The 14667-nt window shown below is 34.8% G+C and carries 15 protein-coding genes and 1 tRNA gene; 1 reads left to right on the forward strand and 15 read right to left on the reverse strand.

Features of this window, described 5'->3' with window-relative positions:
• Positions 1-80: 80 nt before the first annotated feature.
• From TKV_RS08420 to TKV_RS08490, 15 genes are all read right to left on the reverse strand, one after another.
• On the reverse strand, positions 81-557 hold the full coding sequence (locus TKV_RS08420; RefSeq protein WP_049685554.1) for a Fur family transcriptional regulator: 477 nt from the start codon (positions 555-557) through the stop codon (positions 81-83).
• Positions 558-705: 148 nt separating this feature from the next.
• Positions 706-1308 (reverse strand): hypothetical protein, encoded by a 603-nt coding sequence (locus TKV_RS08425; protein ID WP_049685555.1) that lies wholly within the window; start codon positions 1306-1308, stop codon positions 706-708.
• 14 nt (positions 1309-1322) lie between these two features.
• Positions 1323-2513: a type III-A CRISPR-associated RAMP protein Csm5 gene (gene csm5 / locus TKV_RS08430; RefSeq protein WP_322785804.1), complete on the reverse strand. Its 1191-nt coding sequence runs from the start codon at positions 2511-2513 to the stop codon at positions 1323-1325.
• The gene (gene csm4 / locus TKV_RS08435) at positions 2506-3489 is read right to left on the reverse strand and encodes a type III-A CRISPR-associated RAMP protein Csm4 (RefSeq protein WP_049685557.1); all 984 of its coding nucleotides are present in this window, start codon (positions 3487-3489) and stop codon (positions 2506-2508) included. The genes csm5 and csm4 overlap by 8 nt, the downstream gene beginning before the upstream one ends.
• Positions 3490-3502: 13 nt before the next feature.
• Positions 3503-4300, reverse strand: a complete 798-nt coding sequence (gene csm3 / locus TKV_RS08440; protein WP_049685558.1) for a type III-A CRISPR-associated RAMP protein Csm3 — start codon at positions 4298-4300, stop codon at positions 3503-3505.
• A 42-nt stretch (positions 4301-4342) separates the two neighbouring features.
• Positions 4343-4744 (reverse strand): type III-A CRISPR-associated protein Csm2, encoded by a 402-nt coding sequence (gene csm2, locus TKV_RS08445; RefSeq protein ID WP_049685559.1) that lies wholly within the window; start codon positions 4742-4744, stop codon positions 4343-4345.
• A gap of 29 nt (positions 4745-4773) precedes the next feature.
• Positions 4774-7098 carry a type III-A CRISPR-associated protein Cas10/Csm1 gene (cas10, locus tag TKV_RS08450; RefSeq protein ID WP_049685560.1) on the reverse strand — a complete coding sequence of 775 codons (2325 nt, stop codon included), beginning with the start codon at positions 7096-7098 and terminating at the stop codon, positions 4774-4776.
• Positions 7095-7424 (reverse strand): hypothetical protein, encoded by a 330-nt coding sequence (locus TKV_RS08455; RefSeq protein ID WP_148307259.1) that lies wholly within the window; start codon positions 7422-7424, stop codon positions 7095-7097. The genes cas10 and TKV_RS08455 overlap by 4 nt, the downstream gene beginning before the upstream one ends.
• A gap of 178 nt (positions 7425-7602) precedes the next feature.
• Entirely contained in the window at positions 7603-9045 is a 1443-nt protein-coding gene (gene csx1 / locus TKV_RS08460; protein ID WP_049685562.1) for a CRISPR-associated CARF protein Csx1, read from the reverse strand.
• 245 nt (positions 9046-9290) lie between these two features.
• Complete coding sequence (csx20, locus tag TKV_RS08465; RefSeq protein WP_049685563.1) at positions 9291-9692, reverse strand: CRISPR-associated protein Csx20; 402 nt, start codon at positions 9690-9692, stop codon at positions 9291-9293.
• Between the two features lie 256 nt (positions 9693-9948).
• A complete protein-coding gene (locus tag TKV_RS08470; protein ID WP_049685564.1) occupies positions 9949-10458 on the reverse strand; it encodes an FmdE family protein in 510 nt (169 codons plus the stop codon).
• Positions 10459-10469: 11 nt separating this feature from the next.
• A complete protein-coding gene (gene tsaA, locus TKV_RS08475) occupies positions 10470-10892 on the reverse strand; it encodes a tRNA (N6-threonylcarbamoyladenosine(37)-N6)-methyltransferase TrmO (protein ID WP_049685565.1) in 423 nt (140 codons plus the stop codon).
• Positions 10893-10915: 23 nt separating this feature from the next.
• The gene (locus TKV_RS08480) at positions 10916-11668 is read right to left on the reverse strand and encodes an ABC transporter ATP-binding protein (RefSeq protein WP_049685566.1); all 753 of its coding nucleotides are present in this window, start codon (positions 11666-11668) and stop codon (positions 10916-10918) included.
• Positions 11665-12729 carry a FecCD family ABC transporter permease gene (locus TKV_RS08485; RefSeq protein ID WP_049685567.1) on the reverse strand — a complete coding sequence of 355 codons (1065 nt, stop codon included), beginning with the start codon at positions 12727-12729 and terminating at the stop codon, positions 11665-11667. Before TKV_RS08485 ends, TKV_RS08480 begins: the two co-directional genes overlap by 4 nt.
• Positions 12730-12790: 61 nt before the next feature.
• Positions 12791-13936 carry an iron ABC transporter substrate-binding protein gene (locus TKV_RS08490; RefSeq protein WP_049685568.1) on the reverse strand — a complete coding sequence of 382 codons (1146 nt, stop codon included), beginning with the start codon at positions 13934-13936 and terminating at the stop codon, positions 12791-12793.
• 605 nt (positions 13937-14541) lie between these two features.
• Here TKV_RS08490 and TKV_RS08495 point away from each other — a divergent pair.
• Positions 14542-14636, forward strand: a tRNA-Sec gene (locus TKV_RS08495).
• Positions 14637-14667 lie beyond the last annotated feature (31 nt).

Genomic DNA, 14667 nt, shown 5'->3' on the forward strand with positions numbered 1-14667 from the left:
TAAACCTACAGAAATATTATAATTAAGACGGCAGGATTTTCTCCTGCCTCCTTCCAAAAATTTTTTAATAGCCACCCATATCAATGTTCCTCATCTCTTTGAATAGTTTTTTTACATTTACTACATATTCCATAAAAATTTAACTCTCCATAATATACATCAAAATCGTATTTTTGATCTATCATTTTTATATATCTAATCAAATCAGGACTGTAATATTCATCTATACTGCCACAATATTTACAAATTAAATGAGCATGAATCTTTTTTTTGTTAAACATTTTAAGTTCATAGTATTTTTTATCCCCAATCACATTTTCTGATAATATACCTCTGTCTACAAAAATTTTTAAATTTCTATAAAGAGTTGCTACACCATAATGGGGACATTCTTTCTTTACTTCTTGGTAAAGGGTATCAAAGTCAAAATGAGTATTTGGATTTTTTAAAAACACATCTAGTAAGATCTGTCGCTTTTCAGTTATTTTTAAGCCATTTGCTTTTAAAGCCTTTATTAAAAGGGGCATTAAATCATTTTTACTTTTAATAGTATTCATAATAAATCACCAAATTTCAAACATATGTTCAATTTAAATATACATCTTTTATTGACATATGTCAATAACTATTTGTACATTTTTCTCCACTTCTCCCACAATATTTCATCTATTTCGTCCACTAATACCGGTAGTGTCGAACTTTAATTTATCTCACACAGAACGTCTGGCAAAAAATCTCTGCAAGCTCATCTGATGAAAAAATTTCATAGTTTCCAAAAAACTCAAGCCTTGTAGGAAGTAAAACCTGCCTTTTTACATTATCCTTTATCAGGAAGAAAAACCTTGTATCGTCAGGTAATTTGCCAAACTTTTTTTCATACACCTTTATCAGAAACTTTCTCAAACTCTCTGAAAAAATCTCAGGTTCTTTTTCATAATCTAATGCAACACCGTTTAAACTTGCAAAAACTCCACTCAGAAGTGTGCCGCTCTTTTTTGCGCAAATCCTTTTGAAAGTAATTCTTTGAAGATAAATCCCTTCAAAAGGGTTTAAGAGAACATTGAATAGCCTAAACAAATTTTGGGACACAATTTCAACAAACGGTGTTGCAAGATAAATTCTAAAATCATTGAAAACCCAAATACCATCTTGTACCTCTTTTTTGTTTTTAGTTCTAATTGGTGTTATTGTGTACAAATGTGAAGAAAGCGCATCTCCTATCATACCAAAAATCTCATTGTAATAAGAGGATGGAAGAAAGACTCCATCCTCTCTTGCAAAAAAGTTTAAAACAAAGTAATGTGCCATTTTTTACACCACCTTTAAAAGTCTTTGAGCATTTCTTCGCCTATTGTCACCTTAACCCAGCCAGGAATTGTTGATATATTTCCGCTTTTGAAAACAACTCTCCTTGTTTTTGGGAAAAGCTCAGGGTAAATCTTTGAGTTATTGTCAACCACTTTTAGTTTTGCAAAGCTTTCTTTCTCGAAAAACATCCCAACTGTTTTTGAGTAGTATCCGGTTGAAAATCCAAGCTGAATCAAAAACTGATTTGGCGCAAGGCCTTTTAAAATCCCAATTAACTTTCTGTACTCTGCAACAATCTGTGTTAGTTTGTATTTGCTGTAAAACTCTATTTCACTTGATATATACTTCTCAGTTGCACTGTTGATTACTTCTGCCAGGAACTCAATGCAGTTTTTATAACTGGCGATGTTGACAAACTTGTCTTTTAAACCGCCTGTTGCCTCATTGCCTAAGACAAATCCATCTCCAACCTTTATTATGCCTTTTAGCTTTGTTAAGGGGTTTATCCCTTCTGCCACAATTGACAAACCACATTGAGGGTCATCAAAATTTCCTCGCCTATTATACCACTTGACTTTGTTGTCGCAGATATTCAAAACTTTTATCTCATAGCCGGACATATTTTCATACAGCACAAATTCAGTATCACTTATCTGAAGGAACTTAAAAGGCGAAAAATAAGATTGAAAAAAAATATTGACTTCTGCAGCATCATCAACCTCTTGAGGACTAACACCGTTTCTTCTTTGGTCAATTGCCTTTATCTTTTTCTCATAAGCAGAACTAAGAGCATTTTCATACTGCTTGAGCAAAGTACTTTTTAACGCCTTTGTTAAAAATGACCTCACTGCACCTTTTAATGACGCCCCCGGAATATATGCCCTTCCTGCACTTTTTACAAATGATACAACCTCATTTGGTAAAGACCTCACACCGTCTAATTTTATCTTATACCTTGTACATTTATCAACATCAATTGCATATTTTTTTACAACATCATCCAGTCTAAATCCTCTTGGATTTGTTTCAAGTGCGTGTGTTATTGTATCTATCAAGCCTTCTTTGGAAATACTCATCTCAAATAGCTTATCAAAATTGATAACCCTTAAAAAATCGCCCTCTTTTATGAACTCAAAGCTCTGCAGTTTATCTTGACTACCTATCACAAGTGGTGTTAAAACCTCAACTTCATATGTTTTACTCACCAATAAAACTCACCCCCTCTGGCAAGGGAATCAAAAACGCCAAACCATATCTTATCACGCTGTGTGCACTAAAACCGGTTGGTGTTACATCAACTACCCTGCCCTCAACTTTGTCTTTTACGATGCTCCCCTCAGAAAACATCCTAACAGTCTTCTTTTTTGTCCCAAAATCGCCTTTTGAGTAAATATATCCTCCTCTTGTTGTTATCTCATAAAACGTGAATCTCTCTATTTCCTTATTGTCTTTTGGACTTGTTAATGACAGTAGCATGTAATAGCTTCCATCTTTCTTTAAATTGTTGGTTGAAGATACCTCAATAAACTCAGGCTCAAATAGTCCTAATCCAGATGTTCTATCACCGCCTAAGCCTTCATCTCCCAAAAGCCTTATTGCAGCTTTTATCTCATCTTCTAAGTTTTGGTCTAAAATCTCTAAGTAAAACCAAAGCCCTGTGTCTTTTTTAAACTGGCAATGGGTAAAATAATATATATTTGAAGAAGAAGTAATTCTATCAATTGCCACCCTTGGTCTTTCTTTGATTTTCCATAAATCGGAATAAAATTGTGCCTTTTCTTCTGCTTTTAATAAAAAATCTCCTGCTGGCTCAAATGCACCTTTGAAAAGGTTTGATAAATCTTCCTCTCCAACAAATCTTACTTTTTTTATTTTTTTCTTATCATCAGATTTTACATATTCCTGTAAATCCAAACCCATTGGTTTGAATACAAAAAACTTATCCATTAAATATGGCATTGTAGATGAAACTTTGAATGCAGGTTTTCCGTCTAAAAAGCTATTAATCAGCTCATCTGTCTTTTGTTTGCCAAATAGCAACGAATATGAATTTATAATTCCACTCATAATTGTATCAGAATGTGCCATGGTATGTGTTGTATTGTATGTCTTTTCTTTCGAGCCAAAGTGAACAGGGGTTTTGAATTTGAGTTTGACTTTATAAAGATTCCTGTTGCTCATAGCTTATCATCCTTTAAAATTGAAGATTTTTAAGAGCAGCTGCCTCAGCTATAACCTGCGGCTGCTTTTGAGTAAAGTACGCATCCCTGTCCTTGTAGAAAATCTTTATATCAACAAACTGAACCTTGCCATTGCCTCTTGTGCCCTGACCACCAAGATAATCATCTTCCAATAGACGCATTGCCTGAATTAACTTTTTGATGTAAAGGTCACCATCATCCTCTCCATCAACCTTAAGCCTGTTTACAACAAACTCTGCCTCAAACTCAGCTCCAGCTGGGACTCTTTCACTCTGCCTTGGATTTGCTTTTGAGGTTATTCTATCTATGTTATTTTCAAACTTGACCTCTGTCCACTCCAAATCAAGATTCTCTTTCATTTTGTCAGTGATTGACTTTTTAATTAGTTTTGCATCACGGACAATTAATCTTGTTGGGAGAACTGCATCTGTGAAATCACGTTCTTCGCCGTTTTTGAGTTTATGTTTGCCATGATTCCTGCCAAAAAGCCCACAAACAACACAGTCTTCATCGCCGCAGATGTGAATGTGTATTCCAGATGTCCCATCTCTTTCTCCTTTAGTTACAACCAAAAGTTCATCCTTCACTTTGCCCTCTGCAAACTCCATAAGTGAACGCATTTTTCCTTTGAGTGAAGACCCCGGTATGTATGGCTTGCCTTCTGCATCCTTTACAACAGCATTGTCAATTCCACCAATCTCTAAGCTGTTATTACCTTCTCCTATGTGAAGACCTGTTACTGCCTTTATTTTGCATTTTACGATGTATTTGCCTTTTAAAATAACATCCATTTTAAATCCAACCTCCCAAAAATGTATAATGTTTTTTATTTTTTATTCTCTTCCGCCAAAGAATTTGTGGTATGCAACAACTGCCTCAAAAAAGTCTTTAAATCTCTCCAATGTTTTCTCATTTTGTTCTGCAATTGGCAATGCCTCATCGACTATATCTTGAAAATCTTTTAGCTTTGGAAATCTTCCTGATGTATATGCCATCTTTGCTTTTAAAAGCTTTAGTTTGTATTTGTAGTTCTCATCCTCTGGGGAAAGTCTTTTGACCTCTGTGAAAACCTTGCGCAGCTGTGTAACCGTTACATTGGATTCTTTTAAAAGATGCCCTGTTTTCTTTGCAACCTCAGAAAATACCTTGCCATCTTTGTCCTTATCAGGATTGATGGCAGTCTTAACTTCTTTTAATATCTCATTTTTTAGAGCTCTGATATTAACATTTGGCATATCAAAAATCCCTCCTTTAATTTAAAACCTTAGCTTCTTATCTCAAGCTCAGCCCAGCGGGCTGCTAAATATGCATACTCGTAAAGTGAATTTGTCTCCTTTTTGATTATTGCATTTAAAATTTCATCAAGCTCATCTTTTAGCCTTTTGTACCTATCTTTTAGCTTTGCTATATAGTATACAAATCTCCATGACTTGAACATCTCACTACTTTCATTCGCCATCTTTTCTAACTTGTCAACCGAATATATAACATTTATCAAGGCTTTTGAAACATTTTTGTCTTTTACAAGATGCACAATTTTTTCTTTTATATTTTTCAAATCCTCAAAATCTTCCCAACCGACAAAGTTACCACCAAATGCAAAGCAATCTTTCTTCTTGCCATTTTTGCGTTCAAACTTCTTTGCCCCATCAAGGTGTTCACCACACACTGTTGCAACTCTGTAGATGGGGTATTTTTTATCTGGTGCTATCTCAAAGCCCATGGACAGTGTTATGTCTTCATTCTGGCAAACATAATCTCTGAACTTCTTATAAATTGTGCTTGCTAAGTGAGGCATGTCCGACCACGGGCCAAGCACGCAAAAATCATCCCCGCCTGCGTAAATAATAACTGAATTAGGACCTTGCTCCTTTGTAAGTTTATTAAAGTAATATCCAAAGAACAGAGAAAACTCCTGAGACAACGTCATGACTCTTGAAAGTGAGTTTTTGTCTTTTAAGCCATCTTTAAATATCCTTCCAAGATTGTCAACATCACCTCGCACTATCCCCCACGTTTTTAGCCCCTTTGACTCTTTCACAATATCATCTAAAAGTTTGATATCACCATCTTTATCCATAGGCACATATGTTGATATGTCAAGTGCTTCATAATATTCAACCTCAAATATGTCTTTTTTGGACAGTGAATTTTCTTTCTCTAACTCTTGAATTTTTACCATGTCTATGATTATTGTGTTTGAAATACTCTCATAATGTGAGGAAAATTTAATTCTCCTTCCAAATTCAGCCAATATTTTATATATGTCACCCGGCTTTTCTGAAACTTCCGGCCTTCCCCAATTGTCAATTATAAACAAACTCTTCATGAGTTTTTGCCCAAGCTCAACAAAGCTGTCACAAAAAGTGCAGACATTCTCGTTTGTGTACGTTAAATTCCCACAATGTGGACATTTGTTTTCAAAATCATCAAAAGGCTCAAAAAACTTCAGTTTTTCATTTTTGATGATATCATCAAATTTTTTGCTCTTTCTAATCTGAATTTTCTTTGCAACCTCATCAAACTTCTCACCAATATTGCTCATAAATGATAAAAGGTCAATGCTGCAGCTTCCTAACAAAACACTCAAAGCTCCTTTGTGATATCTAAACATTATACTATTCATTATGCTTTGATAATTAGGAAGCCTTTCTTCAAATGACTTTGGCATCAGAAGGTAAAAATGCCCACCACCGTTGTATATAAGGTTGCAAATAGGCATGTTTTCTTCTTTCAAGATAAATCTTGCAATTGTGTCCAACAGGAATGCTATGTAAAATGATTTTCCTTTAAGAGCTTTTAGCGCACCGTTCATTTTGGTGTCAAAAACAAAATCCTGAATGCCAGAAACATCACCTTTTACAAGGCAAAACAGCTCCCCATCTCCTTTTTGAATAGAGCCTTTGTTTTTGAGCTTTGTCAAAATTGTCTCAAGCTCTTTTCTTATCCTTACCGTGTCACCTTTGAATCTGTATTTGAGCTCTCTGTCAAGACAAAAGGCAATTGCTGCTGTTGATTTGCTGTGTGCCCAAAGCGAAATATCAAGCTTGCTATGATAAAAAGCTGATGGGATGTTGTAGGTATACTGCTGCATGAGATTGTAAACTGCTGTTGCATAATCTTCTATATCAATTGATTCTTTGAAATTCTGGCGCAATTGATTCATTTTCAGAAAAAATTCTTTCCATAATTCTTCGTAATCTTTTGATGAGTTCTCTTTAGGTGAATTGTATGGAAACTCTATCTCATATTTTTTTGACAATAATTTATAGTACAAATCTTGATTTGATTTTTGCTCCTTTTCTTCTTCAAGTTTGATGTTTGAAAAGATAGAAATCATCTGCTTTACTTTTTGGCTCTCTTCTTCGATCTCGTCATAGCCTTCTCCGTCTGTTGCAGCAGAAATTTTAGCAGCAATGGAAGTCAAGAGCTCTTCATACTCAGAAGGCTTGTAATAGCTGGGAATGAGCGATGTTATTTGGAAATCTTTCAGAATTGTATTTTCTGTGTCGTGCAAAAGAGCACCTAAAAATAGCCTGTGGTCAAAAATTTTTTCTTCCTCAGATGAGTAAATATTGTAAAAAATCATGCCAAAAACCACCTTCTTTTCATCATCTTTTCAAACAGCCCTGACGCAGAATCAAATAGTTCTTTGAATGTAGCTAAATCTTCTAGATAGTTTTGATTGCTTCGTGCCGAAGAACCGTGTGAAGCCGCATTTCTAACATATTCAAGGTTTAGCAAAACTTCAGCATCCTCCTGCTCTTTGATTAATTTATTCTTCTCAGGATGATAACACTCTATGTTCTGCACCTCATCTTTTATTTTCTTCCTGCTTTCTTCACGAGCATCATAGTTCATATTGTCTCCGATAGTATATACATCAGAGAATAAAACAATTATTGCCTCATACAAAAGTATCAAAGCCTTTAGATACTGATTTTTTCAGAGAAAAATTGAGCTCTCTTGAACATAATCTGGAATAATTTATCTTGTCTGTTAATCTCTATAAATCATCTTTGCATGATGTCGGCTAAATATATCAAAACCCAACTCTGTACCCCTTCACTTATCTTAAAAATCCTCTCCCTTTTTACACTCTTGACTTTAACCAGTTGTTAATCGTCTCAAATTTAATATCCTCTGTATATCTAACAAAAATATTTTTACCATCAAACCTCACATCAGTCACATTTCCCTCAAACCCTGAGTGAGCAAAATAGTTTCTCTCATCACAACTACTCAACTGCTTTTCAGGATATAGAATTTTCAAAAGTTTTTCCCAGTAATTGAAACTCCCCTTTTCTAAAATCCACTTTTCTATTTTCTCTGAGTCATTTGAAATCTCATTACCAAGCATGACGTTGTTCATCGGAAGTGTAAAGATTTCATAAATCTTTTCAAATCCCTCTTTCAAAACTTTCAAATCAAGCCCAGTGTCTTGGTCAAATGAAGTAACTCCAAACACTTTTAAAACATCAACCAAACCCATGTAAAATCCTAAGCTCAAAATAGCCTTTAAATATGCTCCCTTGTCAAGCTTTGGTGAATTTAAATACCCCTGATTGAGTTTGCTTTCTGCATAGTTTATTAGCTTTTCAAGTTCCTCTTCAATGTCAGAAATGGTATGATAAGGCAGATAATAGATGTAGAGTGGTATGTTGTTCTTTATTGCAGAGAATATATAAACAAACATTTCAAGTTTTTCTCTCAAAGACTTTCGGTTTTGCCGAACCAGCTGAACCTGCTGTTTTTGTAAATCTACTAAGTTTCCTTTTCCATTGTTATTTATCTCTTCATAGATATTCTTCAAAAATGAAAAATTCTTCGATATAACATCCTCACGAGTGATAGGTGATGAAAAGAATGCTTTGTAAATTTGAGGCTGAATGTGTATATCAAATGAGGTTGCCGCACTGCCTAAAATTGGGTCAGAAAATACAAGGTAAACCTTTGGTATCCTTTCTTTGTGTATCCAATGCCTAAGCCTTGTAAAAACCACAAAATGTCTTGATGCCTCTATCATTGCAGAAATGTATATGTTGTGTCCACTGGAAATGTCTATATAAAATATATCTACAGTGCCTTTTAAATATCTTTTTATCATATCAAGTAAAATTTCTAAAACAATATCATCATATGAGCTGTCAAGTTCAATGGGATTTTCTTTTAAGTATGTGCCCAATGAGTGGATAATAATTTTTTCATCTCTTGCCTTTTCAAGAGGAATTCTCTCTATGAAGTCATTTGGATTTTTTAGATAGCTGCTTGGATTTTTGAAAATTTCTCTTAGCTCATTTTTCAAATCTTCATCAAAGTTAGCATTGCCAAGGCCTTCATTTAAAACTATACTCACAGGATAAATGAGGACAACTTTGCTATCTATCCCTTGGGATTTTAAAAATTCTCTTAACGCAAATGATGAAAGCTCATATTTTGCTTCAAATTTGTAATTTTTCCCTTCAAAATCTCTGACCACAAATTGCTGCAGGTCGGTTCTATAATCCATTCTTCCCACTTGATAGATTATTCTCAAAAATATCCCTCCAATTTGTGTTTGAAAAGAGTTATATTTTTGCAGTTAATACTTTTATATAAAAGTAATACCACAGTATTTTTTTTGATAAACCACTTAAATATTTCTAAAATCGTATTGTATAAAAAGGTAAAACAAATAAAGAACTAAGAACAAAATATGACTTATACTTCCCTGTTTTTTTTTAGGAATCGATAAAAATTTTTATGTGACTTAGTCTGTTGAAAAATGTTATTAGTAATTTACTATACATAACATATTATATACCTTCTAAACCTCTCATGCTTGAAAAACTTTACTATCTCAACTGAGCCATCTGGCTTTCTTATCTCCTGGACAGCTCTTTTTGTTGTTGCGTATATAGGAATAAAGCCATTTTTCAAACACCAGCTAACCATGTAAACAGTTGCACCAAAATCCCCCTGCACAAGGCAAAAGTTTTGAACATCCGACTTGTTCTCAATCAAAAACTGAGTTAGCCCCAAAAACATATCATCTGTCAAATCAATATCGGGCGGGATGTTACACCAAAAATTCTGCAAATCCTCTGGAAGTGAAATTATTTGTGATACATCTAACTTATTCTTTGCCTCTTCTTCCTGCTCCTTAGTTAGGTAATGGTTGAAAATCAAAAACAGTTTGTTCATGTCATTGACACTCCTATAAAATTGTTTTAATGTTAAAATATTGAATTATATGGCCTATCACCTCAAATACTATATCCCTTCTTTCAACGGTAGGACAATTTTTCGGAAAATTAGTCTCCCCTTTAGCACAAGGCTTCTTAAGGTATACTCCACATGTATAAATTAATTTCTTTTTATTCACCTCTTATATACTGTCTATAAAATTCATCAAAAAATATACTATAATCCTCCCCCTTCTGTAAGGGGAGGATTTCCTCTACTCTCCAAAACAATCAATACAAACTTTTTTACCTTCTTTAAATCTTATTTTATTTTCTGCTGCATATTCACCACATATTTCACATTGTATTGAAGGGTATATTTTTGCTTTTGGAGGTATGTCATAATTCGGAACTTTAAAATCAAAAATTTCTTCTAAGGACGCATTTAGCAAATATTCCTGCCACTCTTTTCTGTCGTTTGATTTATTGAAAGCTTTTAATACTATCCTTATGCCTTCATTGGTATCTCTTCTAAAAAAAGTAAAAGCTTGTTTGCCTCTATCTCTGTAAATGAGATTTCCTTTTCCAAAAGTGCATCCTGTAATATATTGAACTGCATCAACACCACAGGCATTATTCTCTGTCACACAGACTACTTCTTCATCTCTTGAAAATTTAAGATTAAGGTTTGAAATAGCAGCTTCACAAGCTCTAAAACCTATAGCAAGGCCTGGACATTCATGGCCGTGAAAAGCCACACATTTTTCCCACAATTCTTTGTCCATTCTGCATCCTCCTAACATTGCAATATATCTTCAGGTCCTTTTATACTGTCAAGTTCATAAACATAAGGTTTTATATCAAGTATAGGACTTCCATCTAAGGCATCTATACCCTTTACATATAATTTATTGCCTTCCACTTTTATAAGGTCAGCAACGCAAAAAGCTATGGGATTAGGCCTTGAAGGAGACCTTGTAGCAAACACCCCTTTTATTTCAGGGGCAAAAGGAGTGATCGTTTTTAAAACATCTCGTTTTCCTAAATGGCACCAATAAAGTACAATTATATGTCTTTTATTTTCAATGTCTTGAAGTCCCTCTTGAAATTCAGGGTATATTTCCAAAACAGCCTCTTTATCAGATAATCTTCCCTGTCTGGGAGCCTCTCCCCTTTTACTATAAGGACTACGTATAATTCCTATAGGTATTAAGTCCAAGCTAAACTACCCCTTTCCATAATTTAAAGTGGTACAACTATTGGTATATTGTGGCACTTTTCAACTGCAACGGGTATTCCATAGACAGCTTCTATGTTCTCTTCAGTCATAACTTCCATTCCACCATAGGCGAAAATAGTATTGTTTTTTAAAAATAAAAATTTGTCAGAAAATCTAAGAGCGAGATTTAAATCATGAAATATTACAATAGCCGCAATGTTTTGCTCTTTAACCGCCTCTTTTACAATTCTTAGAACTTCAATTTGATTTTTTAAATCCAAGTTGTTTGTCGGTTCATCTAACAGCATTACAATAGGTTGCTGTGCCAATGCCCTTGCTATGACCACTTTTTGTAGTTCTCCACCACTTAATTCGCTTAAATACCGCAAAGATAATTTTTCCAAGTCAAATTTTTTTAACACGTTATTTACAATTTTTATATCTTTATCAGTAACGTCCCATTTTATATGGGGTTTCCTGCCTAAAAGCACAGCGTCAAATACAGTAAACCGGGCATTTTCATGCCTCTGAGCTACATAACCTATTTTTTTGGCTACTTCTATTCTACTTAATTTTGAAATTTCATCTTTTTCAATGTATATCGTACCTTTGTGGGGCTTTAAAATTTTATTTATACACTTTAAAAGAGTGGATTTACCTGCTCCATTGTTTCCTAAGATAGACAACAATTCTCCTCTTTTAAGAGTAAATTTGACATCTTTTAAAACAGGCACACTGCTGTAACTAAATTCAATTCCATTTATATCCAAAATCATCTTCTGTACCCCCTTGAAAGGACGTAGAGAAAAACCGGAGCTCCTAAAAAAGACGTTATCGCTCCGACAGGAAGAACTATAGGGGAAATAATAGTTCTTCCTAACGTATCTGAAGCTAAAAGTATCAAGCCTCCAATTACAGAAGAAGCAGGAATCAAAAATCTGTGGTCTCCTCCAATCAACCTTCTCATTATGTGTGGTCCAATTAATCCAATAAAACCTATAATTCCTACAAAGGAGGTAATAACCGAAGCAATCAACGATGCCATAAACATGCCTAATAATCTCACTTTTTCAACGTCAACCCCAAGCCCCTTTGCTGTTTCTTCTCCGCTATCTAATGCATTGTAATTCCACCTGTTAAACATGAAGTATATTAAAGAAATGCCGATTACAGCAGACATTATCCCCAACTCTTTCCAGGATGCCCTTCCTATGTCTCCAAATGTCCAAAATACAACAGAAGCCAGTTTTACATCATCGGCAAAATATTGTAAAATCGTGGTACCCGCTGAAAACAATGAGCCAAGTGCTACTCCTGCTAAAACCATTGCTTCAGGAGTTACCCTAAACCTTTTTGCCAGCATCAATACCACTATTGTTGAACCCATAGAACCTAAAAAAGCAAAAAACACTACTAAATAAGGATTATTTATAATCACAGAATCAGGATTTGTAGTACTACCTGCTCCAAATACAATGATAGCTACTGCCGCTCCAAAAGCCGCTCCTTGTGAAATACCTAAAGTAAAAGGAGAAGCCAAAGGATTTCTGAGAATGCTTTGAGTTACACATCCTGCAACTGAAAGACCAATTCCCGCCACAATTGCTGATAAAATTCTTGGCATCCTAATATTCCAAATTATAATGCGAAATCTCTCTTCCCCTTGTCCTAAAAGAGTTTTTATGACATCGTAAACACTAAGCCCGGCAGAACCAGCATTTATCGCATATATTGAAAGGATTAAGGTCAATAAAGCAGTTAAAAGTATTATAAATACCTTCCTCTTGATGTATCGATTATAACTCTCTGGTATAGTATTTATAAATGACTGTCTCAAGGCTTCATCCCCTTATCTTTGTAATTCCCCCACCTTTTAAGTGGGGGAACTTTATTATACACTAAAACTTAATTTTTTCAAAACCAGCGTACACTTCTTTCATTTTGTCATACACATTTTTGCCGTAATCCTCAAAGAAGAAGGTGTATATTTCCTTTGCTTTTGCCACAGGGTCAATATCTTTAAATTGTTCAGGGAACAGCACTTTACCTACCCAGTAGGAATCAACTAAAGCTGTATCTATATTTGTCGTATAATTGTTATAAGGAAGAATTCCATACACATTATCGTTTTTTACCGCTTTTAAACTTTTGTAAAAATCAGCATTCTTTTGGTAATCTTGTTTAACTAAATTGAAGTTCCCTTCATCGATAAATATTATATCGGGATTCCAAGCTAATAATTTTTCTCTTTCTATCATGATACTGCCTTTTTGTCCTAAAGTATCAGCAACATTCTTTGCATGTACTGCCATAAAAGGGGGATAATTTCCTTGCGTACTTTCTATACCGTGAGCACCTTTAAATCCTAAAGCACCAATGTAAACTGTAGGCTTTTTATCCTCAGGTATATCTTTCGTCCTATCATTCAAATCTTTTTGAATATCCTTTATACAATTGACTAATTTCTGTGCCCTATCTTCTTTTCCCATAATTTTACCTACAATATTTAAAGAAGTATATACATCTTCTTCAAAGGTTCCAAGCTTACCATAACTTAAAACTACCACAGGAATTCCTGTTTTGGCCTGTAGGTCATCAGCTTTAGCCTTGTCAAGCAAAGATATCACAAAAATAACATCTGGATTGACTTCTACCAGTTTCTCTGCATCTGGGGTAGAATCAGGACCTCCTTGCCCAATAGTAGGAAGTTGAGCTAATTTATCTTGAAAAATCATGTTGTAAGTTCTCCCGTTTGCAAGTTTTTTGTCTATATTTTCTACTCCTACTACTCTGTCAATTCCATCTACATAAGTGATGAGTCTAAGTGCTCCTGGACCTATTCCTACAACTTTATGTACTGGCAGCTTTATCTCCACTTGTCTCCCAGCTAAATCCGTCACTGTAATTGTTTGAGAAGTTTCTTTAGGCTTTTCAGATGTTTGTGTTTGATTTTGTAAAGATTTACTGCTACAAGCTGTTAAAGAAATGACAAGTATCAACAACACAGCAATAACAACGTTTACTTTTTTTGATACCTTTGACACCTTCATACCCCTCCAGAAATAATTTTTTTAATAATTTAATTAATATATACGGACAACACGATCGTGTTACTTCTTGAAAAATTATAACATAAAAAAAATAAACAAATCAATAGCATTTATATCGAATTTTTGGGAATTAATAAAATAAAAAGAGCTAAACGCTCTATAGTTGCCCTGCATTTTTATTCTCCTTTCTCATAAATTCACTAGTATATATTAACAATGTCCGTGTAAAATTTAAGTAGGTAAGGAGCTGACATTTTGCACAAGAGAAGCGACTTGACAGCCCGGCACTCAACTGAACGGGCTGGTCCTTTCTCTTATTCTCCTTTTTTAACATTTTCGGTTGAGTGCCGGGAAACTTAGCGAGACTGAGAGGCGAAAGCGGGGCTGGAGGCAAGGATGCCGGAGGCGGGCCCCTGAGGCAAGGACGCCGAATGGGCCCGGAACCCCGTCGGAGTCCAAGGTCGAGCGTTAGTTTAGTCTGCTCTATCACCGGAGCAAACTGTGCAAAATGTCAGCTGAATGAATCACCTACTAACTCTTGACACATCAACAATTAAAAGAGTTGAAAAACTTCAAAAAATGATATAAAATATGTTATCGGGAGTAGATAGGTGCTGGTGTGCCTACTAGACTTCAAATCTAGCTTCTCGCTTAAATAGCGAGAGGTGGGTTCGATTCCCACATACTCCCGCCACCCTAATTATATCACTATCCCTCCCCTATTT

Source organism: Thermoanaerobacter kivui (assembly GCF_000763575.1).
GTDB classification, from domain to species: Bacteria; Bacillota; Thermoanaerobacteria; order Thermoanaerobacterales; family Thermoanaerobacteraceae; genus Thermoanaerobacter; species Thermoanaerobacter kivui.